We start from the raw sequence: 26,312 nt of genomic DNA on the forward strand, positions 1-26,312 counted from the left end.
CAACGAGGAGGGCGCTGCGGCGCCCTTTTCTATGGCCGCCCCTCGAAGCCGTATTCGCCCGCAAGCTCCCACGGCCCCCCGCGGTAATGCCAGAGGAGGAGCCCCGTCCCCTCCGCATCGAACGGCGAGAACGCAGCCTTGAGGTCGGCACAGAGCGCTTTGGCCTCTCGCGCCGGCGCTTTGTTCTGGATCGTCACATGCGGCGAGAAGCCCGAGGCATCCTGACGCGAAAGGTCTCCCGCCCAGCGCTCGGCGAGCCGCGCGCGCACGGTTTTCAGAGCGTCGCAGCGGATCTCGTAGGCCGATCCATAGCCGAGGAAGCGGATACCCTCCGCGACCAGCCGCAACGGCCGCGTTTCCGCGGCCAGCGCGGCCAGATCGCGATGGATCGTCGGCAGACGCTCGCCGGGAAGCTTGTGGAAGAGTGTGAGATGCGCGGGCAGCATGTTGCGCGCAGGCGGGAAGTACCGCCGGCGCATGGCGTCGAAACGCTCGAAGCTCGCCGCGTCGAACCGCAGCGTCAGGATCAACGGGTCTACGTCCACGCCGATCTGGCCGCCGTCAATTGCCGGAGCGAACCGAAAGGTTGAGGACCTGCGGCAGGGTCTGGGGCGCGCCCATCGCGGCCCCAAGAATCTGCGTCGCCGGCACCGGTGCCGCCGGGGCGATCGAGATGCGCAGCGACTGCGGGTTTTCGAGGAAGTCCTTCACCGCGCCGCTGACCTGCGCCTGGAAATCCGGGTTCTGAATGTAGGCCAGCGCCAGCGGCAACGACCCGACGAGACCCGACACCATCTGCTCGCGCGTCTGGTTGTTCTGTTTGGCGTAGTACTCTAGGAGGCGGTTTGTCAGCGAGTTGTCGGTGAAGGACAGTTCGGCCGACTGGAGATAGAGCTGCGAGATCAGCCCGATCACGGCCATGCCACTCGCCTCGTTCTGCCCGCCGCTCGCCTGCATCTGCTGGCTGAGCTGACTCAGAGACTGGATGAAGCTCGGCGTGTAACCCGTGATCGTGTAGGCAAAATTTAACGTCCCGGCATTATCGACCGCGATCTGCAGCGGGTCGAGGGTCAAGGCGCCGGACTGCGGGTTCCACGAACCGTTTCCGGTCATCGTCCCCACAAGCTGCTGGTAGCCGAGATCGGCCATCACGGCGGATCCGCCTTCGCCGCCCGTTGCCTGCGTGTCGACGGTAAACCGCTGAACGCCGAACGTGCCGCTGTAGGCGGTGCCGTTACCGCCGCCGGTGCGCAACTCCACGCCGTCGACGCCGAGCACCTGACGGCCTTCGTGCTCAGCCGTCACGTTCGCAACGGCCATGCGATCGAAGAACACCGGCGAGGCGGCGGTCCCGCCATTCGCCGGAGGGATCTGCATGCCCTCGATCACGATGCCGGATGCACGGGTGCGAGTCGGTCCTTCCGTGCGGTCGATGTCGGCCGGGGCGACGCGCTCGACCCGCCAACCCTCGGGTGTCGAACCGGTGACGCCCTGGAACCGGAGATCGCCGAGCGGAAGCGGGCTGTCGCCCGGCGCGCCGCCATGCAGGTTCGCTGCTGAGAGGATGACATCGTTCCCGTCGCTGGTGGCGCTCGAATAGTCCAGGACCACCTGCTGGCTGGCCATCGCCGCCTTGAGGCGTTCCGCGAATGCCTGGGCGTCCGCCGCCAGCGACGACGTCGTGCTCGCAAGGACGAGCGCGAAGCCTGCGAGGATGCGGCGGGACTGGAGGACGCGCATGAAGACACCTTTCTGACGGTGACGAGACCGAAGCCGATTCGACCGCACCGACCGAACCCGTAGAGAACGCCGCTAATATGGCTGTTTCCGCTGAGGAGGAAAGGGAGCGGACAGTCGACTGACGGCCATGATCGCGCTTTGTTCTCCTCTTGTTCCATTTGGCAGTTTCGGCTATGGCCGAGGCCATGGGCAAGCCAGTGGACACCCCGCCGAGCGGCGGCGACATTGAACCGATCGACCTGAAGGCGGCGCTCGAGGAGCGCTACCTCGCCTATGCCCTGTCCACGATCATGGGACGCGCACTGCCGGACGTGCGCGACGGGCTGAAGCCAGTGCATCGGCGCATCGTCCATGCGATGCGCGTGCTCAAGCTCGATCCGGGCCAAGGCTACAAGAAGTGCGCCCGCATCGTCGGCGACGTGATGGGCAAGTTCCATCCGCACGGCGACGCGTCGATCTACGACGCGCTGGTGCGGCTCGCGCAGGACTTTTCGATCCGTTATCCGCTGATCGACGGCCAGGGCAACTTCGGCAATGTCGACGGCGATAGCGCGGCGGCCATGCGCTACACCGAAGCGCGGATGACCGATGTCGCCACGCTGATCCTGCGCGGCATCGATGAGAACGCCGTGGACTTCCGTCCGACCTACAACGAAGAGGATCAGGAGCCGGTCGTCCTGCCGGGCGCATTCCCCAACCTCCTGGCCAACGGTTCGTCGGGGATCGCCGTCGGCATGGCGACCTCCATTCCGCCGCACAACGCGGCGGAGATCTGCGATGCCGCGCTGAAGCTGATCGAGCAGCCCGATGCCGACGTCGATACGCTTCTGAGATTCGTGCAAGGGCCAGACTTCCCGACCGGCGGCATCGTGGTGGACGGGCGCGAGACGATCCGCGAAGCCTATGCCACAGGGCGTGGTTCCTTCCGCGTTCGCGCGCGTTGGGAGCGGGAGGAGCAGGGTCGCGGCGGCTACGTCGTGGTGGTCACGGAGATTCCCTATCAGGTGCAGAAGTCGCGGCTGATCGAGAAGATCGCGGACCTTCTGACCGCCAAGCGCCTGCCGTTGCTCGCCGACATCCGCGACGAATCGGCGGAGGACGTGCGCATCGTCCTCGAGCCCAAGGCCCGGACGGTGGACCCGGTGCTCCTCATGGAGTCGCTGTTCCGCCTGACCGATCTGGAATCACGCATCCCGCTGAACATGAACGTCCTGTCAGGCGGCAAGGTCCCGAAGGTCCTGCCCCTACGCGAGGTGCTGGTCGAGTGGCTGGCGCATCAGCGCGAAGTGCTGGTCCGGCGTTCGCAGTACCGTCTTGACCAGATCGAGCGGCGGCTGGAGATCCTCGGCGGCTACATCATCGCCTTCCTCAACCTCGACGAGGTGATCCGGATCATCCGCGAGGAGGACGAGCCGAAGGCCGTCCTGATGGCGACGTTCCAGCTGTCGGACGTTCAAGCGGAAGCCATTTTGAACATGCGCCTACGTTCGCTGCGCAAGCTCGAGGAGTTCGAGCTGAAGCGCGAGTTCGATTCGCTCAGCGAAGAGCGCGACGCCAAGCAGGCTTTGCTTGGCTCCACCGAACTGCAGTGGTCGACGGTCGCGGGCGAGGTGCGCGAGGTGCGCGATGCCTTCTCGAAGAAGACCAAGCTCGGCAAGCGCCGCACGACCTTCGCCGACGCCCCCGAACATTCGTCCGACGACATCGCCGTCGCCTTGATCGAGAAGGAGCCGGTGACGATCGTCCTGTCGCAGAAGGGTTTCCTTCGCGCGATGCGCGGGCATCTCACCGATCTGTCCGGTCTGACCTTCCGCGAAGGCGACGGGCTGAAGCTCGCGTTCCCCGCTCTCACCACCGACAAGCTGGTGTTCCTGTCGACCAACGGTCGTGCGTTCACGCTCGGCGCCGACAAGCTGCCGGGCGGACGCGGACACGGCGACCCGATCCGGCTTGCGATCGAACTCGAGGACGATCAGGACATCGCGATGGGTTTCGTGCCCGATCCGGCGGCCAAGCGCCTCGTCGCGTCGAGCGACGGCAACGGCTTCATCGTGTCCGAGGGCGAGCTCCTATCGTCCACCCGCAAGGGCAAGCAGATCCTGAACGTCGCGGGCGCGGTGCGCCTCCTGCGGGCTGAACGGATCAATGGCGGCGATGCCGTCGCGGCGGTCGGCGACAACCGCAAGATGCTCGTCTTCCCGCTCGCGCAGGTGCCCGAGATGGTCCGTGGCAAGGGCGTCCGGCTGCAGCGCTTCAAGGACGGCGGGCTGCTCGACATTAAGGTGTTCAAGCTGGCCGAGGGGCTGACCTGGACCGATCCGGCTGGTCGCGTCTTCACGCGGTCGGACGCGGAGCTGATGGAATGGCGCGGCGATCGGGCCCAAGCCGGTCGACTGGTGCCGAAGGGCTTTCCCAAGAGTGGTCGCTTCGGCTGACTGGCCTCGCGGCGGCTGGACTGGCTTGAGCGCTTGGCGCGAGGCGGCGACTACGCTTCGGGCGAGGCGTAGCGCTCCCAGCCTTTCGCCATCAAATGCTCCTGCGGCTGATACCGGATCTTATACTGCATCTTCCGGGAGCCCTCGACCCAGTAGCCGAGATAGAGATAGGGGAGCCCGAGTTCCTTCGTCCGACGGATATGATCGAGGATCATGAACGTTCCGAGGCTGCGATCGACCTCGTCTGGCCGGTAGAACGAATAGACCATCGACATGCCGTCAGCCATCACGTCGCTGAGCGCGACGGCCATCAGGCCCTCGTCCGAACGCCCCGTGATCCGGTAATCCGGCCCCTTGCGACGATACTGGATCAGCCGCGTATCGACCTGGCTGTCCTCGATCATCATCGCGTAGTCCATCGCGCTCATCTCGGCCATGCCGCCGCTCGCATGACGAGCTTCGAGATAGCGACGGAACAGGGCGAACTGCTCGGACGTAGGCTCGGCTGCCGCCATGTGGCCGAAGAGGTCGGCATTCGTCTGAAGGACGCGCCGCATCGACCGCGTCGGCTCGAACTCGTCCACGAGAATCCGCACGGAGACGCAGGCGCGGCAGCGCTCACAGGCCGGGCGGTAGGCGATGTTCTGGCTTCTGCGAAAGCCGCCTTGTGTCAGAAGGTCGAGTAGCGCCGGAGCCCGTGCGCCTGCAAGATGGGTGAAAACCTTCCGCTCGAACTGCCCGTCCAGATAGGGGCAGGGTGAGGGCGCCGTCAGGAAGAATTGCGGGCTCTGGGGATGAGCAGTCATGCGGTCGGCGCCTCGGCTCGCGCGCGGTTCCGATCCGCGCGCGCCACTTCAATGTGATGGTCGCAGTCTCGCTTGGGAAGCTCTCCTGACGAACACGGCCAAAAAATCCGCGGAGACCGCCGCCGCGTCAGCGCCGGCGAACGACCACGGTTCCGAGCAGGAGATCTTGGATCAGCTGCTTGCGCGCGGTGAACAGGCCGACGAGCACGATGAAGCCCGAGGTCAGCGCGCCGGCGACCCAAAACAGCACCGAATGGGCGACACCCAGGCCCGGATCGGTCGGTCGCCCGTCGAGGCGCTCCAGCCGAATGCCGAAGAGGCGCATGCCGGGGGTGGCCTGCGACCGACCGCCGAGCGTGAAGGCGACGTAGGGCAGCGCGACCAGCGGGAACAACGCGCCGTAGAGCATCCAGCCGAGACCGAACGTCAGGATCCCGAGGACGCCGATGATCAACGTGACGGGAATGCAGAGAAGCAGGACGATCGTGTAGTCGACGAGGAAGGCCAAGATGCGGCGCGACCGCACGCCCTCGTAAGCGCGCGGCTCGTCGAGCCATGTCGTCGGAGCGCCATTGAGAACCGTTGCATCGACCATCGCGTCATCGTCTCCTGTCCCGCCGGAACGTCCGGCGCGTCGAGGACATGGTGTCGCGGCGGCGGCTTCGCAATCCCGCCTCAGCCCTCGTGGATCGCCTCAGCCACGCGGGGCGCGAAGTAGGTGAGGATGCCGGAGGCGCCGGCGCGCTTGAACGCGCGCAGCGATTCGAACATCGCCTTGTCGCCGTCGATCCAGCCGTTCTGCGCCGCCGCCATGATCGTCGCGTACTCGCCGGACGTCTGGTAGGCGAAGGTCGGCATGCGGAACTCGTCGACGAGACGGGCGAGGATGTCGAGATAGGGCAGTCCCGGCTTGACCATGATCATGTCCGCGCCTTCGGCGATGTCCTGCGCGGCCTCGCGGAGGGCTTCCAGCGCGTTGCCCATGTCCATCTGATAGGTGCGCTTGTCGCCGCGCAGGGCGCCGGCCGAGCCGACGGCATCGCGGAAGGGTCCGTAGAACGCGGAGGCGTATTTTGCGGCGTAGGACATGATCATCGTGTCCCCGAAACCGTCCGCGTCGAGCGCTTCGCGGATGCAGGCGACGCGGCCGTCCATCATGTCGGACGGCCCGATGATGTCGCATCCGGCGCGCGCCTGAACCAGCGCCTGGCGGCAGAGAAGGTTCACCGTCTCGTCGTTGACGATCACACCGTCGCGCACGATCCCGTCATGCCCGTGGCTCGTGTAGGGATCGAGCGCGACGTCGCAGAGGATGCCGATCTCCGGCACGGCGTCCTTGATCGCGCGTGTCGCGCGGCAGACGAGATTGCTCTCGTTCAGCGCCTCCGAGCCGGTCTCGTCACGCAGCGACGGATCGGTGAAGGGGAACAGGGCGACGACCGGGATGCCGAGGTCGGCAGCCCGACGCGCCGCCTCGACGCATCCTGCGACGGAGCGGCGCGAGACGCCGGGCATCGAGGCGACGGGATGCGCGTCGCCATCGCCTTCGCGCACGAAGATCGGCCAGATCAGGTCGTCGACGCGCACGTCCGTCTCGCGGACGAGCCGCCGGGTCCAGTCGTTCTGTCGCAGACGCCGCAGACGCGTTCCGCCGGTGGCCCGGTCGATCCGGGTGCTCGTCGCGGTGCGCTCGCCCATGATGCAGTTCCTTCGTCTCGAATTCGGTAGAGCTATGCCCCCGGCGCCGGTCCTTGTTCAACCCCTCTGGATTCCACTGCCGGACCGGCGCGATTGACGGCGCGGGGCGAGGTGCATAGCCTTTGTCCCTCGCGCGGCATCCTTTGAAGGTCCTGCGCGCGCCTCAGTCAGGACCCCGCATGACCCCTTCGATCCCTGCGCTCGCGCCCTGCCGCACCGGCGACCCGTTGCGGCATCCATGACGCTGGAGATCTTCGAAAGGGACCGCGACGAGACGCTCAACCGCACGCTGATCGTCTGGCTGTGCCGTATCGCCGGCCTTGCCATGTTCGGCTTCGGCCTCGTCTACTGGATCCGTCTGATCGGCGTCTTCGACGGGCCGCTCTGGCGGTTCGATCTGATGCCGGTCTGGTGGCGCATCGCCTGTCCGTCGCTGGCTGTCCTTTATCCTGTGGCCGGCACCGGGCTGTGGCTCGCGACGTCGTGGGGCGGCGTGATCTGGATTCTCGTCGCCGCCTGCGAGAGCGTGATGCGGCTGGGCTTCCCGCATCTCTTCGGCACCGACCCGCTGCTGCTTGGCGGTCATGCCTTCGGGCTCGCGCTCCTCGCGGCGCTCCGGATCGTCGGCGCGGTGGAGCGTCACCGGCGCCTGCGCGGCGATTGGTGAGGCCGAAACGGTTCGAATTCGGGCCGTGCTGTTCACTTCGCGTTCAGCACGAAAGCGCTCCGAATGTTTAAACTCCGCGTTAAGCCTGCGTTTTAAAACGAATTTTAGACGCAGCCCCTAAGTTGCAGGACAAGACGAGGTCATGAAGAACCTCGGGAAGCAACAGTGGGATCGATCATGAAGAATACGGTCGCCAAGCGCCCTGCAGAGCTTGTGAAGGAAGACAAGCCCGAGCTGAAGATGCTGTACCTTGAGACGCTGCAACTGGTGGAGCGTCTGCACCGCCGCCTGCTGGACGTCATCAAGGATGAGTTCGACCGCGCCGGTCGAACCGATATCAACGCGGTCCAGGCGCTGCTCCTGTTCAACATCGGCGACTCGGTGCTGACGGCCGGCGAGCTTCGCACCCGCGGTTTCTATCTCGGCTCCAACGTCTCCTACAACCTCAAGAAGCTCGTCGAGCTCGGCTTCATCGATCACCAGCGCTCCCGTGTCGATCGCCGCGCCGTCCGCGTCTCCCTGACGAAGTCGGGCATCGAGGTCGCCGAGATCGTCGCCGAACTCTACGACCGGCACATCGGCTCGATTGATAAGGTCGGCGGGCTCGACGAGGGCGAATTCCAGAAGCTCAACAAGTCTCTCCAGCGCCTCGATCGCTTCTGGAACGATTCGATCATGTATCGCCTGTAAGCCCATCCCCATCGGCTGATCGCGCGTCCTCCAGTGCGCGGTCCTCCCAAGCCCCGCGAGCGTCGTTCCGCTCGTGGGGCTTTTTGCAACACAGCATCCAAAAGTCGCGGCGCCTTGCCCACTGAGGTACGCGCGATCCCCCTTTTTGCCGCATTCCAATGGCCTTTCGAGCCTTCACGCGACGGGCGCACGCGTCCACTCGCTTCCGTGATTGCCCGTTACGCTTTGGTTTACCAAGCCGCCCCTATGTTGCGGCGCAAGTGGGCAAGACTTGCCAAGGGGTTCGAGAATGACTGAGGGCGCAGACAACCGTTCGATCCGCATGAGCCGCCGGCGCTTCGTGGCGGGTGCGGCGACCATGCTGGGGGCAGGGGCTTTCGCCGGCTCCGCGCGCGCGCAATCGGCGCTGGAAGGCGTCCTCGCGGCGCCGAACCGCGGCGGCTGGAACGATCAGTTCGACACGCGTCAGGCGAGCGTGCGCAACGTCGCATCGAACCAGCCCGTCTTCTCGCCGAACACGCTGCAGGCCATGCAGCAGGCTGTCGGCCAGTACCAGCAGATCGCGATGGCCGGCGGCTGGCAGCGCGTGCCGGACAGCGGCAAGCTCGAGCTTGGCGTGCAGAACGCGGCCGTTCCCTATCTGCGCGAACGTCTCGTCGCTTCGGGCGATCTCGACCGCTCCGCCGGTGCGTCGCAGGCCTTCGACACCTATGTCGACGCCGCGGTGAAGCGCTTCCAGGCCCGCCACGGCCTGCCGGCCGACGGCGCCGTTGGCGAATACACCTTCAAGGCGCTCAACGTGCCGGCGGATGTGCGCCTGGCGCAGCTCAACACCAACATCCAGCGCCTGTCGGCAATTCAGCTCGATCCGGGTCGCTTCGTGATGGTCAACATCCCCGCGGCCTCGATCGAGGCTGTGGAGAACGGCCGCGTCGTGCAGCGTCACACGGCGGTCGTCGGCAAGATCGACCGTCAGACGCCGATCCTCGACTCGAAGATCACCAACCTCAACCTCAACCCGTACTGGCACGCGCCGGCGTCGATCGTCCGCAAGGACATCATCCCGCTGATGCAGAAGGACCCGACCTATCTGCAGCGCAACGACATCATCATCTACGCGGCGGACGGCAGCGTCGTGCCGCCGGAGACGATCAACTGGCAGACGGACGAGGCGGTCAAATATCTGTTCCGCCAGAATCCGGGCCGGATGAACGCGATGTCTTCGGTGAAGATCAACTTCCCGAACCCGTACTCGGTCTACATGCACGACACACCACAGCAGAGCGTCTTCTCGCAGCTGATGCGCTTCGAGTCGTCCGGCTGCGTTCGCGTCCAGAACGTGCGCGACCTGATCGTCTGGCTGGCCCGCGACACACCGGGTTGGGACCGCGCCGCGATCGAGAAGACGATCGCTGCCCGCACGCGTCAGGACGTGAACTTCACGAACCCGGTGCCGCTGCACTTCACCTACCTCACGGCCTGGGCGACGGACCCGACCGTGGTGCAGTTCCGCGACGACATCTACGCTCGCGACGGTGCGGATCAACTCGTCATGACCGATGCGCGCCCGACCGCCTATGCACAGGGCGAGCAGGCCTACGCCGACCTGCCGTACTGATCGGCGCGGACTGATTTCGAAAGGGCCCGGCGGCGACGCCGGGCCCTTTCCCGTTTCGTTCCCGTCTGTGGCGCCTCGGGCGGGAACGTGTTAAGGCGCCGCCCAATCGCGGCCCCGAGCGCCGCCGACGCGAGGAGAAACCGGTCATGTCGCATGCTCACGTTCTCGACACGACGACCGCTCATAGTGGCTTCTTCACCGACGGCATCGCCGCCGTCGACGCCGACCTCTTCGGCGCGATGCGCGACGAACTGCATCGTCAGCAGCACGAGATCGAGCTGATCGCCTCCGAGAACATCGTCTCGCGCGCCGTTCTCGAAGCGCAGGGCTCGGTCCTCACCAACAAGTACGCCGAGGGCTATCCCGGCCGCCGCTACTATGGCGGCTGCGAGTTCGTCGATGTCGTTGAGCAGCTGGCGATCGACCGCGCCAAGGCGCTCTTCGGTTGCGGTTTCGCGAACGTCCAACCGAACTCCGGCAGTCAGGCGAACCAGGGCGTTCTTCTCGCCCTGACGAAGCCCGGCGCGACGATCCTCGGCATGAGCCTCGATGCGGGCGGCCATCTGACGCACGGCGCCAAGCCCAACCTGTCGGGCCGCTGGTTCAACGCCGTGCAGTACGGCCTAGACCTGTCGACGGGCCTGATCGACTACGACGCGGTGGAGCGTCTGGCGCACGAGCACAAGCCGGAGATCATCGTCGCGGGCGGCTCGGCCTATTCGCGCATCATCGACTTCGCGCGCTTCCGCGCGATCGCCGATGCGGTCGGAGCCTATCTCTGGGTCGACATGGCGCACTTCGCCGGTCTGGTGGCGGGTGGCCAGCACCCGAGCCCGTTCCCGCACGCTCACGTCGCGACCTCGACGACGCACAAGACCCTGCGCGGCCCCCGCGGCGGCCTGATCCTCACCAACGATGAGGACATCGCCAAGAAGATCAACTCGGCGATCTTCCCGGGCCTGCAGGGCGGGCCGCTGATGCACGTCATCGCCGGCAAGGCCGTGGCCTTCGGCGAGGCGCTGCAGCCGGGCTACCGTTCCTATATCAAGGCGGTCGCCGACAACGCCAAGGTTCTGGCCGAGACGCTTCGCGAAGGCGGCCTCGACATCGTCTCGGGCGGCACCGACACGCACCTGATGCTGGTCGACTTGCGCCCGAAGATGCTGACCGGCAAGGCGACCGAGATCGCGCTCGGCCGCGCCGGCATCACCTGCAACAAGAACGGCGTGCCGAACGACCCGGAGAAGCCGGCGATCACCTCGGGCATCCGCGTCGGCACCCCGGCAGCAACGACCCGCGGTTTCGGCACGGAAGAGTTCCGTCAGGTCGGACGTCTGATCGTCGAGGTTCTCGACGGCCTGAAGTCCTCGAACTCCGACGAGGGCAACGCCGCCACCGAAGCGCGCGTGAAGGAGAAGGTGCTGGAACTCACCGGTCGCTTCCCGATCTACGCCAATCTCGGCTGATCCAGCCGCATGCGTTGCCCCTACTGCGGGTCGCCGGACAGCCAGGTGAAGGATTCGCGCCCCGCCGAGGACGGCGGGGCCATCCGTCGGCGCCGGATCTGTCCGGACTGCAGCGGGCGATTCACGACCTTCGAGCGGGTGCAGCTCCGCGACCTGATGGTGGTCAAGAAGTCGGGGCGTCGCGTTCCCTTCGAGCGCGACAAGCTCGCCCGATCCATCCACACCGCGCTGCGCAAGCGGCCGGTGGAGGAAGAGAGGGTCGAGCGGATGATCTCGGGCATCGTGCGCCAGCTAGAATCGACGGGTGAATCCGACATTCCCTCCGAGGCCATCGGGCGGTTGGTGATGGAAGCCCTGCGCGGTTTCGACGACGTCGCCTTCGTTCGCTTCGCCTCGGTCTATCGCGACTTCCGCGAAGCGCGCGACTTCGAGTCCATCATCAGCGAACTGACCGCAGCGCCTGAAACTCAGACCGAAGACCGTGGCTGATTCGACGGACCGGCAGCATGCCGACGACGAACGCTTCATGGCCGCCGCTCGTCGGCTATCGCTGCGCCATGTCGGCCTGACGTCAGAAAACCCGTCGGTCGGCGCCTTACTCGTTCAGGGATCTGGCGCGACGGCGCGCGTCGTCGGCCGCGGTGTTACCGCCTGGGGTGGGCGACCCCACGCCGAGAGGGTGGCGCTGGCCGATGCGGGGGCCGATGCGCGTGGTTCGACGGCCTACGTGACGCTCGAGCCCTGCGCGCATCACGGGCGCACGAGCCCGTGTGCCGACGCCCTGGTCGAGGCCGGTGTCTCCCGCGTCGTGGTGGGCGCGCCCGATCCCGATCCTCGGGTCAACGGGCGCGGCGTCGAGATCCTGCGGGCTGCGGGCATCGAGGTGCGCTGCCTGAGCGGCGAGGGGGTGGTGACCCGTCCGTTCGAGGGGTTTCTCCAGCGCCTCCGCTTCGGGCGTCCGTTCGTGACGCTCAAGATGGCGGTCTCGCGCGACGGGTTCGTCGGACGATTGGGCGGCGAGCGGATCGGCATCAGCGGGCGGATCGCCAATCGACAGGTTCACCTCCTGCGGGCGAACTCCGACGCCATCATGGTCGGCGTCGGCACGGCCGTGGCCGACGATCCACTCCTGACCTGTCGCCTGCCGGGCCTTTCCGGACGATCGCCGATCCGGATCGTCGTCGATCCGCAACTTCGGCTGCCGCTCGGCGCCCAGCTCGTCACGACGGCCCGCTCCGTTCCGACGCTCATCGCCTCGACGCGAAATCCTGACGGTGCGGAAGCGGTGCCCTATCGCCGTGCTGGATGTCGGCTGCTTCGTCTGTCCGGCTACGATCGGGATGACCTGCGTCGACTCCTCCACGCGATGCCCTCCGCGGGCGTGCAGACGCTGATGGTCGAGGGCGGACCGGTGCTGGCCGCCGCGTTCCTCGAAGCCGAACTCGTGGACCGGATCGTCGTTATCCGCTCGCCGGTCGAGATCGGATCCAATGGGGTGGCGGCGCCCGACGGCGTTCTCGCCCCGAAGAATTTCCGTCTTGCCCGACGCGAGCGGTTCGGCGACGACCACTGGAGCGAATGGGAAAGGATCGAGCCATGTTCACCGGAATCGTCTCCGACGTCGGACGCGTTGCCAGCATCCAACCTTTGAGCGCAGGACGCCGGTTTCGGATCGAGACCGTCTACGATCCGGCGACGATCCTGATCGGCGCCTCGATCGCCTGTTCCGGCGTCTGCCTCACCGTAACCCGCCTGCCGGAGCAGAACGCCAACGCGGCGTGGTTCGAGGTCGAGGCCTGGGAAGAGGCGTTGCGGCTCACGACCGCCGGGCAGTGGGTGGAGGGAAGCCGCATCAACCTGGAACGTGCGCTGAAGCTCGGCGACGAACTCGGCGGGCATCTCGTGTCCGGCCATGTCGACGGGCAGGCGCGCATCGTTTCGCGCAAGGACGAGGGCGAGGCCGTCCGCTTCACGCTCGAGGCGCCGCCGGAACTGTCCCGTTACATCGCCCCGAAGGGGTCTGTCTGCCTCGACGGGACATCGCTGACGGTCAACGGCGTTTCGGGCCACCAGTTCGACGTTCTCCTCATCCGCCACTCGCTGGAGGTGACGACATGGGGCGAAAAGGGCGAGGGGGACCACGTGAACCTTGAGGTCGATCAGATTGCACGCTATGCGGAGCGTCTGTTCGGGCCCGGACAGGCCGAGTAATTCGGAAGGCCGACCGCGCCCACTCGTTCCCGTTCGTTGGCTTCGCATGACCCGGCGCTCCGCGCGTCGCTGAATCGCGTGCCGTCCCGTTTTGGAAAGCTGTCATGTCCGCTCCGCATCTGCTCATCATCGAGGCCCGGTTCTACGATCACGTCGCGGACCATCAGTTGGCAGGGGCGAAGGCACATCTCGATGCGGCAGGTGCTACCTACGACGTCGTGACCGTTCCCGGCGCGCTGGAAATTCCGGCGGTGGTCGGATTTGCGCTCAGCGGTGCCGACGAGGGCGCGACCGAGTACGACGGGTTCATCGCGCTAGGTTGCGTGATCCGCGGCGAGACCTATCATTTCGACATCGTGGCCAACGAGTCCTGCCGGGCGCTGATGGACCTTTCGGTTCACGAAGGTCTGGCGATCGGCAACGGGATCCTGACGGTCGAGAACGAGGAACAGGCGCTGGAGCGGGCGATGCCGGATCGCAAGAACAAGGGCGGCGACGCAGCCGCCGCCGCGCTGGCCATGATCGCCATCCGCAAGCGTCTCGGAGCCTGACATGGCCGACGCAGCGCTCCGCAACTTCCGCCCCGCCAACAAGCGCGGCGCAGCCCGCCTCGCAGCCGTTCAGGCTCTCTACCAGATGGACGTCGGCGGCACCGGCCTTCTTGAGACGGTCGCGGAATACGAGGCGTTCCGTCTCGGACAGGAGGTCGACGGCGACACCTATCGCGAAGCCGACGCCGCGTGGTTTCGCGACATCGTCTCCGGCGTCGTCCGCGGACAGACCTTCATCGACCCGCTCATCCACTCGTCGCTGACGACGGACTGGCCGCTGGCTCGCCTCGACACCACGCTGCGCGCCATCCTGCGCGCGGGCACCTACGAGGTCACGGCCCGCAAGGACGTGCCCGTCGCGGTGATCGTCAGCGAGTATGTCGATATCGCAAAGGCATTCTACGACGAGGACGAGTCGCGTCTCGTGAACGCTGTGCTCGATCGGGTCGCCCGCCGTTCGCGCGGCGAGGGGCGCGGCCAAGACCCCAAGGAAGCGGACTGACGCCATCATGGCGTCGGCTTCCACAGCGCATAAAAAAGGCCGGCAATGCCGGCCTTTTTCGTGAGATCGGTCAGCGCCCGGCTGAAACGCCGCCAGAGCGACCCATGCCGCCCATCGTATCGAGGATGTTGCCGGAGCCAGGACCTTCGTCGGAGAGGATCGAGCCGAGGAAGCTGGAGTCGCGGCCACCGGTCGGCGTCGTGCGCGAGATGAAGTCGAAAACTTTGCCGTCCTGGAGGCCGTAGTTGGCAATCTGACGCACGGTGTTGTCGGGTCCGAAATAGACCGCCAGGATACGCTGCTCGACAAGGCGCGGCTTCATGAAAGCCACCGGGCGCACGCGCTTCTGCGAGATGTAGTAGAACACCTCGTTGTCGAACGTCGCGGTGGTCGACGGAGAGCCGAGTGCCAGGAGAACCTGATCGCGGCTTGAGCCGACCGGAACCTGCGCCAGCGCCTGCTCGTCGACGATGTAACCCTGGTTGTAGACTTCCGCCGTCTGGCAGCCAGCCAGAACGATCATGGCGCCGACGCTGGTCGCCATGACCACGCGGCGCAACGGACGATGGATCTCGATCACGCGGATGCTACTCCTCCCGAGGGAATCGGTTTTGCGTTCCGTAGGTGCGGATTGGTCGGAAAGTGAGGCACCGCCGCCGCCCTGAAGGTTGCGACTTGGTAAAGCAACCTGCCAACCGTTGCAATCCAGCCGCATGCGTGCGAACCGGGCATCCGAAACAGGGGAAAACGACGTGGGAATTCTGGCCCGTTTCCGACGGGATCGCCTCAACCGGCAGATCGTCGACCAGCTTTGGGATCAGGTCGTCGCCGCCGCGCGCGATCCGGTCCGTTTCACCGAAGGCGGGCTACCAGATACCCTGGAAGGCCGCTTCGAGGCTCTATCCCTCGAGATGATCGCCGTCCTGAATCGAGTGTCCGGCCAGCCGGACCTCAAGGCCCTTTCTCAGGACCTGGTGGATCGGTTCATGACCGACATCGACCACTCCATGCGCGAGGTCGGCATCAGCTACCTTGCTGTCCCGAAGCGCATGCGCAAGTTCGCCGCCCGCTTCTATACCCGCGTTCGCGACTGCCAGCCGGCGATGGCTGAAGGCGACGAGGAACGCCTCGCCGACGCGCTGGCGCGGACCGTCCTCGCGGAAGCCGTCGGCGGCCGCCCAGATGCGGCCGCAGCTCTGGCGCACCATATGATCCGGCAGCAGGCCCGCTACGTCGCGCTTGCCAACGAGCAGATCCTGGCGGGGCGCCTCCTCGAGCCGCCGGAGACGGAGACCCTATGAAGAAGGCCGATCCGAAGGCACCCTTGAGCCTCGTCGTCCATGTCGCTCGCCTTCCGCAGGCGGGAATGCCGCTGCGCCTCGACACGACCCCCGACGAACGGGCTGGCGTCGCCGAGCGGCTCGGCATTCTGGCCGTGAACGATCTCACCGCGGACCTTCTCGTTCGCCGCTGGAAGCGCGATGGCGTGATGGTGGAAGGGCGGATCAAGGGATCGCTGGACCAGGCCTGTGTCGTGACGCTCGATCCCGTCCGCGAGATTGTCGACGAGGCGGTCGATCTCATCTTCGTTCCCGAGACCTCCAAACTCGCCCGCATCGAGCCGGAAGGCGACGGCGAGTTGCATCTCGACCCCGAGGGCGCCGACATTCCCGAAACATTCCGCGGCGACACGATCGATCTCGGGCCCTTCATCGAAGAGCTTGTCGGCCTGTCGCTCGACCCCTATCCAAGAGCGCCCGGCGTCGAATTCTCCGAGCTCGACACGGACCCCGATCCGTCCGGCGGCAAGGTTTCGCCCTTCGCCGCTCTCGGACGCCTGAAGCCGGCGGGCGGCTGACGGCAAGGGCCGCGCCGGTCCGGGCATCGCATCGATCTGAAGGCAGGTACTCTTTGTTGTCGAAAAGCACCATTACGATCGCCCTGGACGCGATGGGCGGCGACCACGGTCCCGCCGTCGTGCTGGCGGGGGCGCAGACGGCGCTGGAGCGTCACCCCGACATGCGCTTCGTGCTGTTCGGGCAGGAAGACGCCGTGCGCCCGGTGCTCGATGGCCTGCCGAAGCTGCGCGAACGGTCGACCTTTCACCATTGCGATGTTTCGATCCGCATGGACGACAAGCCGTCACAGGCGCTTCGGCAGGGGCGCTACAAGTCGTCCATGTGGAAGGCGATCGAGGCGGTGAAGACCGGCGAGGCTGATGTGGCGGTCTCGGCCGGCAACACCGGCGCCCTGATGGCGATGGCGAAGTTCTGCCTTCGCACCATGGCCAACATCGAACGCCCGGCGATCGCCGCCATCTGGCCGACGCTTCGCGGCGAGAGCATCGTTCTCGACGTCGGCGCGACGATTGGGGCCGACTCGCAGCAGCTGATCGACTTCTCGGTGATGGGCGCGGCCATGTCGCGCGCCCTGTTCCAGATCGACCGGCCGACGGTCGGCCTCCTCAACATCGGCGTCGAAGAGGTGAAGGGTCAGGAGGACATTCGCGAAGCGGGTCGCCTGATGAAGGAGACGCCGATCGACGGCCTCGACTATCGCGGCTTCGTCGAAGGCACGGATCTCGGCAAGGGCACCGTCGACGTGGTCGTCACCGAAGGCTTCACCGGGAACATCGCGCTGAAGACCGCCGAGGGCACCGCCCGCCAGATCGGCTCGTATCTCAAAGCAGCGATGACGCGCACGTGGATGGCCAAACTCGGCTATCTCCTCGCCAAGAGCGCCTTCGACCGGCTGCGCGACAAGATGGACCCGCGCAAGGTCAACGGCGGCGTGTTTCTCGGTCTGAACGGCGTGGTGATCAAGAGCCATGGCGGTTCGGACGCCGAAGGCACGGCAGCCGCAATCGACGTCGCCTACGCCATGGCCGCCAACGGCCTGCTCGCCAAGATCGAGAGCGATCTCGGTCGGGTATACGCGAACGAGGTTTCGGTGCCGCTCGAAGGCGAAGCGGCCGGTTCGGAAGAGGTCGCGCCATGACCATGTTTCGCTCGGTCGTCCGCGGCACCGGCTCGGCATTGCCTCGTCAGGTCGTGACCAACCAGGACCTCGAGACGCGCGTCGAGACGAGCGACGAGTGGATCCAGCAGCGGACCGGCATCAAGCAGCGCTACATTGCGGGCGAGGGCGAGACCACGGTCTCGCTCGGCGAGGCGGCGGCGCGCAAGGCGCTGGAGGCCGCAGGCCTCGTGCCCGACGACATCGACCTCGTGATCCTGGCGACCGCGACGCCCGACAACACGTTCCCCGCATCCTCGACGCAGGTGCAGCGCCGCCTCGGCATCACCAAAGGATTTGCGTTCGACGTCCAAGCTGTCTGCAGTGGCTTCGTCTACGCGATGACGACGGCCGACCTCTATCTGAAGGCCGGCATGGCGCGCCGGGCCCTCGTGATCGGAGCGGAAACGTTCAGCCGAATCGTCGACTGGTCGGATCGAACGACATGCGTCCTCTTCGGAGACGGAGCCGGCGCGGTCGTCCTCGAACGGGAAGAGGGTGAGGCGAGCGATCCGGGCGTTCTGATCGCGCGGCTGCGGGCGGATGGATCGCACGGCGACAAGCTGTTCGTGGACGGTGGCCCATCCTCGACCGGTACGATCGGGCATCTTCGGATGGAAGGCCGCGAGGTCTTCAAGCACGCCGTGGGCATGATCACCGACGTCGTCGAGGATTCGCTTCAGGCCCTTTCCCTTTCTGCGGCCGAGATCGACTGGTTCGTGCCGCATCAGGCGAACCGACGCATCATCGAGGCTTCGGCGAAGAAGCTCGGAATTCCCATCGAGAAGGTCGTGATCACGGTCGATCGCCACGGCAACACGTCGGCCGCCTCGATCCCGCTGGCGATCGACGTCGCGGTGCGCGACGGGCGGATTTCGGCTGGCGACATCGTGCTTCTCGAGGCAATGGGTGGTGGCTTCACCTGGGGCGCCGTCGTCGTCCGCTGGTAACGGGCGCGCTTGATTCACCCTTTCTTTTCGGTATTTTCCGAGGCCTAGCCGAAGCGCGTCGTCGCTCGGGGCGGGGGTTCCGGTTCGGTTTCAGCAGGGGTTTTGCATGGGAGACAGGACGGTGACGCGGGCCGATCTCGCCGAGGCGGTTTTCCGCAAGATCGGTCTTTCCCGGTCCGAGTCGGCCTATCTGGTCGAGTCGATCCTGGAGGAGATCTGCACGACGATCGCTCGCGGGGAGGCGGTGAAGATTTCGTCGTTCGGCTCATTCCTCGTTCGGGCCAAGAACGAGCGCGTCGGGCGCAATCCAAAGACCGGCGAAGAGGTTCCGATCTCGCCGCGACGTGTGGCTGTGTTCAAGCCGTCGAACGTCATGAAGGACCGCATTCTCGAAGCCCACGAGGCGCGCGGACCGGACGTAGAACCGGCACTGAAGGCTGCGGAATGAAGGCCGTCGGCGGTTGAGCGGCGAGAAGAGCGCGGACGCGTTCCGCACCATCAGCGAAGCGGCGGAGGAGCTCGATCTACCGCCCCATGTCCTGCGCTTCTGGGAGACGCGGTTTCCGCAGATCAAGCCGATGAAGCGGGGCGGCGGACGCCGCTATTATCGACCGGACGATGTCGAGCTTCTGAAGGGCATCCGCTACCTCCTGTACGTTCGCGGCTTCACAATCCGGGGTGTCCAGCGAATTCTGAAGGAAAGCGGGCATCGCGCCGTGATGGCGATCGGTGCCGGCGATCTTTCTGGGCTCGAACGTCTTCAGTCCGGCAAGGGGCAGCGCGTCGAGCCCGAAGCCGCAGCCGAAATCGAACTGGTCGACGAGGTGCCAGACGAAGAGATCGATCATCCGGTTCCCGAACAGCGGCGCGGGCCTTTGTCGAATCTCCTGCGGCGCGACCGTGATGGCGCAGGCCATGCGGGCGGCAACGCCCTGTCGCGCGACGGCGTCGATCGCCTCAATGGCGTGATTCTCGAGCTTCTGGAACTGAAGCGGCTGCTCGATCAGGTTCGTTGACCGGCTGGGACGCGCGTTCGCGCTTGCATCCGCCGTGCGCATTGATTAGGGAAGCTCGTGTCGGAGCGTAGCGCAGCCTGGTAGCGCACCTGAATGGGGTTCAGGGGGTCGGAGGTTCGAATCCTCTCGCTCCGACCACTAACCGGACAATCAATTACCTTCCGAAGCCGCTTCGCTGCTAAGCGACCCGGACCTGATTCCGGCCGTTCGTCTTGGCGACGTAGAGCGCCTTGTCCGCACGATCCACGGCAGCAGGAATGTCCGGGCCGCCGAGGGCGATCGCGACACCGACACTAACGGATATTTGGATTTGGGCTCCGTTCCAGCCGATCGGCTTCGCGCCGATGGATCGCCGCAAGCGCTCGGCGAAAACGGCTGTCTCGGCGCGTCCCGCACCAGGAAGCACCAGTACGAACTCCTCACCGCCGAACCGTGCGATGTGGGCACCGAACGGAAGAAGGAGTTCTGCGCGTCGTGCGAAGGTTCCGAGCACATGGTCACCTGCCGTGTGGCCGTGCCCGTCGTTGACCCGCTTGAAGTGATCGAGGTCTACGACCACGACGCCGGCGCGTCCCGTCACATGCTGCGTCTGCGCCACCAGTCCCGCCCGATTGAGAACTTGCGTCAGCGGATCCCGCAGGGCCTGCCGGGCGAGCGCAAGGTTCGCTCGGTCCGCTTCGAGCGCCAGAATCGCGGTCGTCAGCAGAATCGAGGACACATGGTCGACGACGAAGATCAGAATGACCGGCACGTTGGGCGGCAAAATTGCTGACGACAACAACGGCAGACAGAGTGCGATGGAGATCGCCAGGAGCGACAGGCCGATGACCTTGCGGATCGGGGAGCGTCCGCGTGACATCGATAGCACGTAGACGGCCATCGCAGCCTCGTGAATGGCATAGGCGATGGTGCTGCCGGTGTTGACGGCCTCCTCGTCGAAGGTGGCAAGGTCAAGCAGCACGTGCGTTGCGACCGGCACGACCGCCATGACCATCATGAAGGTTGTCATCGCGCGGCGCTGATCGAAGAGGCGCAAGCCGACCCAGAACAGCATGCCTGCGGTCGACCACCCGAGCGGTGACCAGACGCTGCCATACCGGCCGAAGTCGACGAAGCCGATCGACATGCTGGCGCAGAGGAGGAAGCTCAGACCGAACAGGAGGTGATAGAGCCGTTCGCGATGCAGGAGCCAGCAGCTGACGAACACGACGCCGCACGTCAGGAAGACGACGGAGTCCGTGAACTGCAGGGTCGGAATCGAAAGGCTCATGAGAGTCGGCCTGTTGCGGTTCGCCGACAGTGGATGCCCGGAATGAATGGTTCCCTTCGATGCGCCCTCTATTCGCCAGCATCGTGAACCAGTGCCTCCGTACGCCGCGCGCGAGCCAATCGTCTCCAAGGCGATGCGCGGGCTGAAACATCAAACGGATTGACTTCCACCCTCCGGCCCGAAATGATCATTGCCGACAATATCCATTCCATTGTTCGGAAGCTTGCCATGTCGGACGTGCTCGACGTCTCGCCTACCATCCGTCTCAATGCGGACGACAACGTCGTCGTGGCTCGGCGGACCATCGCAGTGGGCGAGCGCGTGGGCGTCGGAAACATCGTCGCCCGGGCCGACATTCCGAGCGGGCACAAGGTCGCGGTTCAGGCGGTCGCGCAAGGAGGCCGGGTTCTGAAATACGGGCAGGTGATCGGGTATGCGACGGCGCCGATCCTGCCGGGCGACCATGTGCACCTTCAGAACCTCGGAATGCTGGACAGCGAGGTCCATCACGAGTTCGCCGCCGATGCACGGCCGACGCCGCTTCTGCCCGAGAACGAACGGCGGACGTTCATGGGCTATTCGAGGGCCGACGGTCAGGCTGGGACGCGCAACTACATCGGCATCGTCTCGTCGGTGAACTGCTCGGCCACCGTGTCGCGCGCCATCGCCGACCATTTCAATCGCAAGGGCGGCCTCGACGGTTTTCCGAACGTCGATGGCGTCGTGGCGCTGACGCACGGCCAAGGCTGCGCGCTGAACCTTAAGACCGAGGGATACACCTACCTCGCGCGCACCCTCAGCGGCTACGCGCGCAATCCGAACTTCGGCGGCATCCTGATGATCGGTCTCGGCTGCGAGACCAACCAGATTTCCTTCATCACCGAGAAGTACGGGCTGGAGGAGGGGCCGCTGATGCGGACCATGACGATCCAGCAGCTCGGCGGCACGCGGCGCACCGTCGAGGAAGCGAGCACGATCATCAACGAGATGCTCCCGGTCATCAACGCGGTCGAGCGCACCGAGCAGCCCGTCTCCAAGCTGAAGCTGGCGCTCGAATGCGGCGGCTCGGACGGTTATTCCGGCATCTCGGCAAACCCCGCGCTCGGCTACGCGTCCGACCTCCTGGTTCGCCACGGAGGGACGGCGTGCCTTGCCGAAACGCCCGAGATCTATGGCGCCGAGCATCTGCTGACACGCCGCGCGGCGACGCCGGCGGTGGCGCAGAAGCTGATGGACCGCATCGATTGGTGGCGCGACTATACCGCGCGCCACGGAGCCGAACTGAACAACAATCCCTCGCATGGCAACAAGGCGGGCGGCCTGACGACGATCCTCGAAAAGTCGCTCGGCGCCGTGGCAAAGGGCGGTTCGATGCCGCTCGAGGCCGTCTACGAATACGCAGAGCCGATCGACCGGCCGGGCTTCGTCTTCATGGATACGCCGGGATACGATCCCGTCGCGGTGACCGGACAGATCGCGGGCGGTTGCAACATGCTCGTCTTCACCACCGGCCGCGGGTCGGTGTCGGGCTGGAAGCCGGTGCCGACCATCAAGGTGGCTACGAACAACGCCATGTATGAGCACATGAGCGACGACATGGACATCAACTGCGGCGGCATCGTCACCGGCGAGGAGACGATCGAGGAATCCGGCACGCGGATGTTCGAGACCATTCTGGCCGTGGCGTCCGGGAAGCGAACGCAGAGCGAGATCTACGACTACGGCGACAACGAATTCGTGCCCTGGCAGCTTGGCGCGATCACCTGACGCCGGTGGAGCCGGCCGAGTCGGGCGCCCGGCGCTCGACCTACGAGCGGATCGCCGAGATCCTTCGCGCAGCACTGGAGGCGGAGCGCGTGCCGCAGGGAACCGTGCTGTCCGAGGTTCCGCTGGCACGGCTGTTCGGCGCGGGTCGTTCGCCAGTGCGTCAGGCGCTCGGCCGTCTGGAGGCGGACGGGCTCGTGAGCCGGTTCGACGGCCGCGGGTTTCTCGTCGGGCAGGAAGCACCGAGCCGGGTCGAGGTCACGCCTGCCATGCTCGGCCTTTGCGCGGACACGATCGGCCTCGTGCATGCGCGCCCGGCCGACGCTCTCTATTACGGTGTCGAGCGCGAGTTGATCCTGCGCTCGCTTCGCGGCCCCTCGCGCGTCAACGAACTGGCCCTCTCGCGTCATTTGCAGATCGGGCGGTCGGTTGCCCACGACATTCTGCTTCGGGCGCAGGCGGCGGGCATCCTCGAAAAGGGCGATAACTCCCGCTGGGTGATCCGGGAACTCGGCGCCGAGCGGATCGAGCAGTTCTACGAACTGCGGATGCTCCTCGAACCCGTCGCAATCGCACAGGCCGCTGGGCGCATCCCTGACGCGCCCCTTGCCGAGATCGAGGAGCGGCATCGCATGGCCGCCGCCGCATGGACCTCAACCGAAGCCGCAACGCTCGATCAGCTCGAAACCGATCTGCACGTGACCTGCCTCGGTTACGCCGCCAATCCGGAGATCACGGAGGCGCTGCGGCGCAGCCGGACGGTGCTTTTGTCCGGCAAGCACGTCCAGCGCGCCATCGGCCCGACGGCGACCGTCGATCGCTTCGTGGACGAGCATCTCTCGGTGATCGAATGTCTGCGCCGGGGCGAAGGCGCACCAGCGGCCGTCGAGATGAAGCGCCACCTCGTTCTGGCGCGCGACAAGGCCCTCGATCGCCTTCACGCATTCCAGGCGATGCCCGGAGCCGACGTCCGGGCCAGCTATATCGAAGGTTGAACGCCGGTCCATTCGGCGATGGCGCTCTCGGTCAGGACCGTCTCGATCTGCTGTCCGTAGCGCCGACGATAGACCGCCAGCATCGCATCGTGCATCTCGTCCGACGAGGAGCAGAGCGCATCGATGACGACGATCACGCGGTATCCGCGATCGACGCCGCCAAGCACCGTGCCGAGAACGCAGACATCGGTTTCGCCGCCTGAAACGATCAGCGTATCGACGTTCCGCGCCTGAAGCCTCCGGTCGAGATCCGGCTCACACCAGGGCGAGTAGACGGTCTTGTCGATGATTTCCGCTGGCGGGTGAAACCGCGCGAGCGCGGGGAGAAGGTCGACCATCTCGGCGCCCATCCGCTCGACCGTCATGGATTGCCAGCTTTGGTAATAGCGCCGCCACGTGCCTTCGCCCTGTCCCGGCCTGTCCGCCGGAATGAAGCGCGTGAAGATGGTCCGGTCCGGCGCTGCCTCGCAGAGAGCCACGACCCGCGGCAGGACACGCTCCATCCATGGGGTGCGCCACTCCGTGTCCTCCGCGAACATGCGCTGCATGTCGACGCAGAGATGCACGCAGTTCGGCCCGATCGGTCCGTGTCGAAGCTTGAGATCGTCGGTCATGGTGCAGTCCTTCTTCTGGGAAGGACGCGCGCCGCAACCCCGCAGTTCCCGGCGAAACAGGGAGGCGGCTAAGGGGCGGCGACCTCTGGAACGCGGCCTGCGAATCGGACTTAACCTCTCTGCCGAGGCCGACACCCACTGGTCGCGCCTGAACATCGGAGCTTGCCCGTGGCCCTGTCGCCGACCCAACCCGAAGAGCGAGCGCGGCGCTTCGCGTCGCTGCACACGCACGGCTTTGTGCGCGTCGCGGTCTCGACGCCGCGCGTCCACGTGGCGGACCCAGTCGCCAACGCGGACGCGATCCTGGCGGAGGCTCGGCGTGCGGCAGGCGAGGGCGTCGATCTTCTCGTCTATCCGGAGCTCTCCCTGTCGGCCTACGCGATCGACGATCTCCACCTTCAGGACGCTTTGCTCGATCGCGTCGAGGAGGCGCTCGGACGCATTCGGGACGAGACCGCCGACCTCCCGTCCGTTCTCCTCGTCGGGGCTCCGATCCGACGCAACGGGCGGCTCTACAACTGCGCGGTCGCTCTCTCACGCGGGCGCATCCTCGGCGTCGTGCCGAAGGTTTTCCTACCGAATTATCGCGAGTACTACGAGAAGCGCTGGTTCGCGTCCGGCCATGGGATCGTCGGCGAGGATTTGACGATCGCCGGTGACGTGGTGCCGTTCGGAACGGACCTCCTGTTCGAGGCCGAGGACCTCCGCGACTTCATCTTCCATATCGAGATCTGCGAGGACTACTGGGCTCCGAACCCGCCCTCGATCCGGGGTGCGCTGGCCGGCGCGCTTCTCCTCTGCAACCTTTCGGCGTCACCGATCGTCGTCGGCAAATCGGCGGATCGACACGTTCTGACGTCGGCACATGCGATGCGCTGCATGGCGGCCTACATGTACTCTGCGGCCGGTGCGGGCGAGAGCACCAACGACCTGTCTTGGGACGGGCAGGCGGTCATCTACGAACTCGGCGATCTCCTCGTCGAATCGGAGCGCTTCGCCCGCGAGCCGCAACTGACGGTCGCGGACGTCGATCTGCAGCGCGTGCGGCTGGAGCGCTTGCGAACGCCGACGTTCAACGATGCCGCGGCGTTCGAAGGGCATCCCGAGCGGGAATTCCGGCGCATCCGCTTCGAGCACCGGCCGAGCTTCCGAGACCTTGGCCTCCGTCGCCCGTTGCGGCGCTTTCCCTACGTGCCGAACGCTCAAGATCGGCTGGATGCGGACTGCTACGAAGCCTTCAACATCCAGGTGCACGGGCTGGTGAAACGCTTCGAATCGACGCCCGGCGACCGCATGGTCATCGGTGTATCCGGCGGGCTCGATTCCACCCATGCGCTGATCGTGGCCGCCAAGGCCTGCGACTGGCTCGGGCTTCCGCGCACCGCGATCCTCGGCTTCACGATGCCTGGCTTTGCGACGGGCGACGACACCAAGGCCAACGCCTGGACGCTGATGCGAGCGCTTGGCATCGAAGCGGCCGAGATCGACATCAAGCCGGCCGCCCGCCAGATGCTCGGCGACATGGGACATGCCTTTTCGAAGGGGGAGCCTGTCTACGACATCACGTTCGAGAACGTGCAGGCGGGCCTTCGCACCGATTTCCTGTTTCGTCTCGCCAACCAGCGCAGCGGCTTCGTGATTGGGACGGGCGACCTGTCGGAACTGGCGCTCGGCTGGTGCACGTACGGCGTCGGCGACCAGATGAGCCACTACAACGTCAACGCCGGGGTGCCGAAGACGCTGATCCAGTACCTGATCCGCTGGACGGTCGCGAGCGGCCAGTTCGACGAGGCGACGGGCCGGGTGCTGACGGCGATTCTCTCGACCGAAATCTCGCCGGAACTCGTGCCGGCCGACGCGTCGGGTGCGATCCAGAGCACACAGGCCAAGATCGGCCCCTACGAGCTCAACGACTTCTTCCTGTTCCATACAATGCGCTACGGCCAACCGCCCGCCAAGGTCGCGTTCCTGGCCTGGCATGCTTGGCGCGACGCGTCGGCTGGACGCTGGCCTGCGAACTTTCCGGACGCCGGGAAGAACGCCTACGACCTCCCGACGATTCGTCGCTGGCTGGAGAAGTTCCTGATCCGATTCTTCCAGACGGCGCAGTTCAAGCGGACGGCGATGCCGAACGGCCCGAAGGTTTCCGCAGGCGGCAGCCTGTCTCCGCGTGGAGACTGGCGCGCACCGTCCGACGCCGTCCCGCATGCCTGGACGGCCGATCTTGCGGCGATTCCGACACAAGAGCCCGGCTGGAACTCGTGAACGCGAAAAGGGCCGGTCAAACCCGGCCCATCGTCATCG

Annotated in this window: 27 protein-coding genes and 1 tRNA gene; 20 read left to right on the forward strand and 8 right to left on the reverse strand. The window is 65.9% G+C overall.

Annotated features, from left to right (window positions below; translation table 11 throughout):
* Positions 1-29 precede the first annotated feature (29 nt).
* Together ACLNGM_RS14200 and ACLNGM_RS14205 are read right to left on the reverse strand one after the other, a co-directional pair.
* Complete coding sequence (locus ACLNGM_RS14200; protein ID WP_416355423.1) at positions 30-545, reverse strand: 2'-5' RNA ligase family protein; 516 nt, start codon at positions 543-545, stop codon at positions 30-32.
* Between the two features lie 16 nt (positions 546-561).
* Complete coding sequence (locus ACLNGM_RS14205; protein WP_416355424.1) at positions 562-1,740, reverse strand: hypothetical protein; 1,179 nt, start codon at positions 1,738-1,740, stop codon at positions 562-564.
* 185 nt (positions 1,741-1,925) lie between these two features.
* Between ACLNGM_RS14205 and parC the strand changes: the two genes are divergently transcribed.
* On the forward strand, positions 1,926-4,175 hold the full coding sequence (gene parC / locus ACLNGM_RS14210) for a DNA topoisomerase IV subunit A (RefSeq protein ID WP_416355425.1): 2,250 nt from the start codon (positions 1,926-1,928) through the stop codon (positions 4,173-4,175).
* Positions 4,176-4,225: 50 nt separating this feature from the next.
* Here the strand turns inward: parC and ACLNGM_RS14215 are convergent, their stop codons facing one another.
* The 3 genes from ACLNGM_RS14215 to hemB form a co-directional block, all read right to left on the reverse strand.
* The gene (locus ACLNGM_RS14215; protein WP_416355426.1) at positions 4,226-4,981 is read right to left on the reverse strand and encodes an arginyltransferase; all 756 of its coding nucleotides are present in this window, start codon (positions 4,979-4,981) and stop codon (positions 4,226-4,228) included.
* A 127-nt stretch (positions 4,982-5,108) separates the two neighbouring features.
* Positions 5,109-5,576, reverse strand: a complete 468-nt coding sequence (locus tag ACLNGM_RS14220; protein WP_090959787.1) for an RDD family protein — start codon at positions 5,574-5,576, stop codon at positions 5,109-5,111.
* An 80-nt stretch (positions 5,577-5,656) separates the two neighbouring features.
* A complete protein-coding gene (gene hemB / locus ACLNGM_RS14225; protein ID WP_416355427.1) occupies positions 5,657-6,679 on the reverse strand; it encodes a porphobilinogen synthase in 1,023 nt (340 codons plus the stop codon).
* Between the two features lie 238 nt (positions 6,680-6,917).
* On the opposite strand from hemB, the gene ACLNGM_RS14230 reads away from it, so the two are divergent.
* The 9 genes from ACLNGM_RS14230 (at position 6,918) to nusB (ending at position 14,384) form a co-directional block, all read left to right on the forward strand.
* Positions 6,918-7,346 carry a DUF6163 family protein gene (locus ACLNGM_RS14230; RefSeq protein WP_416355428.1) on the forward strand — a complete coding sequence of 143 codons (429 nt, stop codon included), beginning with the start codon at positions 6,918-6,920 and terminating at the stop codon, positions 7,344-7,346.
* Positions 7,347-7,523: 177 nt separating this feature from the next.
* Positions 7,524-8,036 (forward strand): transcriptional regulator LdtR, encoded by a 513-nt coding sequence (gene ldtR, locus ACLNGM_RS14235; protein WP_055885014.1) that lies wholly within the window; start codon positions 7,524-7,526, stop codon positions 8,034-8,036.
* A gap of 289 nt (positions 8,037-8,325) precedes the next feature.
* The gene (locus ACLNGM_RS14240) at positions 8,326-9,654 is read left to right on the forward strand and encodes a L,D-transpeptidase family protein (protein WP_090959781.1); all 1,329 of its coding nucleotides are present in this window, start codon (positions 8,326-8,328) and stop codon (positions 9,652-9,654) included.
* 146 nt (positions 9,655-9,800) lie between these two features.
* Complete coding sequence (gene glyA, locus ACLNGM_RS14245; protein ID WP_090959779.1) at positions 9,801-11,120, forward strand: serine hydroxymethyltransferase; 1,320 nt, start codon at positions 9,801-9,803, stop codon at positions 11,118-11,120.
* Between the two features lie 9 nt (positions 11,121-11,129).
* Positions 11,130-11,609 carry a transcriptional regulator NrdR gene (gene nrdR / locus ACLNGM_RS14250; RefSeq protein ID WP_090959777.1) on the forward strand — a complete coding sequence of 160 codons (480 nt, stop codon included), beginning with the start codon at positions 11,130-11,132 and terminating at the stop codon, positions 11,607-11,609.
* On the forward strand, positions 11,602-12,771 hold the full coding sequence (gene ribD / locus ACLNGM_RS14255; RefSeq protein ID WP_416355429.1) for a bifunctional diaminohydroxyphosphoribosylaminopyrimidine deaminase/5-amino-6-(5-phosphoribosylamino)uracil reductase RibD: 1,170 nt from the start codon (positions 11,602-11,604) through the stop codon (positions 12,769-12,771). The genes nrdR and ribD overlap by 8 nt, the downstream gene beginning before the upstream one ends.
* Entirely contained in the window at positions 12,717-13,331 is a 615-nt protein-coding gene (locus ACLNGM_RS14260) for a riboflavin synthase (RefSeq protein WP_416355430.1), read from the forward strand. Before ribD ends, ACLNGM_RS14260 begins: the two co-directional genes overlap by 55 nt.
* 104 nt (positions 13,332-13,435) lie before the next feature.
* Positions 13,436-13,882: a 6,7-dimethyl-8-ribityllumazine synthase gene (locus ACLNGM_RS14265; RefSeq protein ID WP_416355431.1), complete on the forward strand. Its 447-nt coding sequence runs from the start codon at positions 13,436-13,438 to the stop codon at positions 13,880-13,882.
* Between the two features lies 1 nt (position 13,883).
* Entirely contained in the window at positions 13,884-14,384 is a 501-nt protein-coding gene (nusB, locus tag ACLNGM_RS14270; RefSeq protein ID WP_090959768.1) for a transcription antitermination factor NusB, read from the forward strand.
* A gap of 70 nt (positions 14,385-14,454) precedes the next feature.
* Here the strand turns inward: nusB and ACLNGM_RS14275 are convergent, their stop codons facing one another.
* A complete protein-coding gene (locus ACLNGM_RS14275) occupies positions 14,455-14,928 on the reverse strand; it encodes an outer membrane protein assembly factor BamE (protein WP_175526765.1) in 474 nt (157 codons plus the stop codon).
* Positions 14,929-15,136: 208 nt separating this feature from the next.
* Here ACLNGM_RS14275 and ACLNGM_RS14280 point away from each other — a divergent pair, with 208 nt between their 5' ends.
* The 7 genes from ACLNGM_RS14280 (at position 15,137) to ACLNGM_RS14310 (ending at position 19,503) form a co-directional block, all read left to right on the forward strand.
* On the forward strand, positions 15,137-15,685 hold the full coding sequence (locus ACLNGM_RS14280) for a ubiquinol-cytochrome C chaperone family protein (protein WP_416355432.1): 549 nt from the start codon (positions 15,137-15,139) through the stop codon (positions 15,683-15,685).
* The gene (locus ACLNGM_RS14285; RefSeq protein ID WP_416355433.1) at positions 15,682-16,242 is read left to right on the forward strand and encodes a YceD family protein; all 561 of its coding nucleotides are present in this window, start codon (positions 15,682-15,684) and stop codon (positions 16,240-16,242) included. Before ACLNGM_RS14280 ends, ACLNGM_RS14285 begins: the two co-directional genes overlap by 4 nt.
* 92 nt (positions 16,243-16,334) lie before the next feature.
* The gene (gene plsX, locus ACLNGM_RS14290) at positions 16,335-17,381 is read left to right on the forward strand and encodes a phosphate acyltransferase PlsX (protein WP_244545875.1); all 1,047 of its coding nucleotides are present in this window, start codon (positions 16,335-16,337) and stop codon (positions 17,379-17,381) included.
* Between the two features lie 2 nt (positions 17,382-17,383).
* On the forward strand, positions 17,384-18,349 hold the full coding sequence (locus ACLNGM_RS14295) for a beta-ketoacyl-ACP synthase III (protein ID WP_416358451.1): 966 nt from the start codon (positions 17,384-17,386) through the stop codon (positions 18,347-18,349).
* Between the two features lie 106 nt (positions 18,350-18,455).
* Positions 18,456-18,797 (forward strand): integration host factor subunit alpha, encoded by a 342-nt coding sequence (locus ACLNGM_RS14300; protein WP_090959752.1) that lies wholly within the window; start codon positions 18,456-18,458, stop codon positions 18,795-18,797.
* A 13-nt stretch (positions 18,798-18,810) separates the two neighbouring features.
* A complete protein-coding gene (locus ACLNGM_RS14305; RefSeq protein ID WP_416355434.1) occupies positions 18,811-19,365 on the forward strand; it encodes a MerR family transcriptional regulator in 555 nt (184 codons plus the stop codon).
* Positions 19,366-19,426: 61 nt separating this feature from the next.
* Positions 19,427-19,503: transfer RNA gene (locus ACLNGM_RS14310), tRNA-Pro, on the forward strand.
* A gap of 40 nt (positions 19,504-19,543) precedes the next feature.
* On the opposite strand, the gene ACLNGM_RS14315 is transcribed toward ACLNGM_RS14310, so the two are convergent.
* Entirely contained in the window at positions 19,544-20,764 is a 1,221-nt protein-coding gene (locus tag ACLNGM_RS14315) for a GGDEF domain-containing protein (protein ID WP_416355435.1), read from the reverse strand.
* A 99-nt stretch (positions 20,765-20,863) separates the two neighbouring features.
* Between ACLNGM_RS14315 and ACLNGM_RS14320 the strand changes: the two genes are divergently transcribed.
* The gene (locus ACLNGM_RS14320; RefSeq protein ID WP_416355436.1) at positions 20,864-22,402 is read left to right on the forward strand and encodes a UxaA family hydrolase; all 1,539 of its coding nucleotides are present in this window, start codon (positions 20,864-20,866) and stop codon (positions 22,400-22,402) included.
* A gap of 5 nt (positions 22,403-22,407) precedes the next feature.
* Positions 22,408-23,394: a GntR family transcriptional regulator gene (locus ACLNGM_RS14325; RefSeq protein WP_416355437.1), complete on the forward strand. Its 987-nt coding sequence runs from the start codon at positions 22,408-22,410 to the stop codon at positions 23,392-23,394.
* Here the strand turns inward: ACLNGM_RS14325 and ACLNGM_RS14330 are convergent.
* Positions 23,379-24,008, reverse strand: a complete 630-nt coding sequence (locus ACLNGM_RS14330; RefSeq protein WP_416355438.1) for a cysteine hydrolase family protein — start codon at positions 24,006-24,008, stop codon at positions 23,379-23,381. The two genes, ACLNGM_RS14325 and ACLNGM_RS14330, sit on opposite strands and share 16 nt — an antisense overlap.
* Positions 24,009-24,182: 174 nt before the next feature.
* On the opposite strand from ACLNGM_RS14330, the gene ACLNGM_RS14335 reads away from it, so the two are divergent.
* The gene (locus tag ACLNGM_RS14335) at positions 24,183-26,273 is read left to right on the forward strand and encodes an NAD(+) synthase (protein WP_416358452.1); all 2,091 of its coding nucleotides are present in this window, start codon (positions 24,183-24,185) and stop codon (positions 26,271-26,273) included.
* The last annotated feature ends 39 nt before the right edge of the window (positions 26,274-26,312 follow it).

It is taken from the genome of Aureimonas phyllosphaerae (assembly GCF_047943035.1).
Lineage (GTDB): Bacteria > Pseudomonadota > Alphaproteobacteria > Rhizobiales > Rhizobiaceae > Aureimonas > Aureimonas phyllosphaerae.

What these genes read in the sequence shown, in the direction of transcription:
- ACLNGM_RS14205 (WP_416355424.1), bottom strand. Translation starts at nt 1,740, where the DNA reads ATGCGCGTCCTCCAGTCCCGCCGCATCCTCGCAGGCTTCGCGCTCGTC.
- parC (WP_416355425.1), top strand. Translation starts at nt 1,926, where the DNA reads ATGGGCAAGCCAGTGGACACCCCGCCGAGCGGCGGCGACATTGAACCG.
- ACLNGM_RS14215 (WP_416355426.1), bottom strand. Translation starts at nt 4,981, where the DNA reads ATGACTGCTCATCCCCAGAGCCCGCAATTCTTCCTGACGGCGCCCTCA.
- ACLNGM_RS14220 (WP_090959787.1), bottom strand. Translation starts at nt 5,576, where the DNA reads ATGGTCGATGCAACGGTTCTCAATGGCGCTCCGACGACATGGCTCGAC.
- hemB (WP_416355427.1), bottom strand. Translation starts at nt 6,679, where the DNA reads ATGGGCGAGCGCACCGCGACGAGCACCCGGATCGACCGGGCCACCGGC.
- ACLNGM_RS14230 (WP_416355428.1), top strand. Translation starts at nt 6,918, where the DNA reads ATGACGCTGGAGATCTTCGAAAGGGACCGCGACGAGACGCTCAACCGC.
- ldtR (WP_055885014.1), top strand. Translation starts at nt 7,524, where the DNA reads ATGAAGAATACGGTCGCCAAGCGCCCTGCAGAGCTTGTGAAGGAAGAC.
- ACLNGM_RS14240 (WP_090959781.1), top strand. Translation starts at nt 8,326, where the DNA reads ATGACTGAGGGCGCAGACAACCGTTCGATCCGCATGAGCCGCCGGCGC.
- glyA (WP_090959779.1), top strand. Translation starts at nt 9,801, where the DNA reads ATGTCGCATGCTCACGTTCTCGACACGACGACCGCTCATAGTGGCTTC.
- nrdR (WP_090959777.1), top strand. Translation starts at nt 11,130, where the DNA reads ATGCGTTGCCCCTACTGCGGGTCGCCGGACAGCCAGGTGAAGGATTCG.
- ACLNGM_RS14260 (WP_416355430.1), top strand. Translation starts at nt 12,717, where the DNA reads ATGTTCACCGGAATCGTCTCCGACGTCGGACGCGTTGCCAGCATCCAA.
- ACLNGM_RS14265 (WP_416355431.1), top strand. Translation starts at nt 13,436, where the DNA reads ATGTCCGCTCCGCATCTGCTCATCATCGAGGCCCGGTTCTACGATCAC.
- nusB (WP_090959768.1), top strand. Translation starts at nt 13,884, where the DNA reads ATGGCCGACGCAGCGCTCCGCAACTTCCGCCCCGCCAACAAGCGCGGC.
- ACLNGM_RS14275 (WP_175526765.1), bottom strand. Translation starts at nt 14,928, where the DNA reads ATGGCGACCAGCGTCGGCGCCATGATCGTTCTGGCTGGCTGCCAGACG.
- ACLNGM_RS14285 (WP_416355433.1), top strand. Translation starts at nt 15,682, where the DNA reads ATGAAGAAGGCCGATCCGAAGGCACCCTTGAGCCTCGTCGTCCATGTC.
- plsX (WP_244545875.1), top strand. Translation starts at nt 16,335, where the DNA reads ATGGGCGGCGACCACGGTCCCGCCGTCGTGCTGGCGGGGGCGCAGACG.
- ACLNGM_RS14295 (WP_416358451.1), top strand. Translation starts at nt 17,384, where the DNA reads ATGTTTCGCTCGGTCGTCCGCGGCACCGGCTCGGCATTGCCTCGTCAG.
- ACLNGM_RS14300 (WP_090959752.1), top strand. Translation starts at nt 18,456, where the DNA reads ATGGGAGACAGGACGGTGACGCGGGCCGATCTCGCCGAGGCGGTTTTC.
- ACLNGM_RS14320 (WP_416355436.1), top strand. Translation starts at nt 20,864, where the DNA reads ATGTCGGACGTGCTCGACGTCTCGCCTACCATCCGTCTCAATGCGGAC.
- ACLNGM_RS14330 (WP_416355438.1), bottom strand. Translation starts at nt 24,008, where the DNA reads ATGACCGACGATCTCAAGCTTCGACACGGACCGATCGGGCCGAACTGC.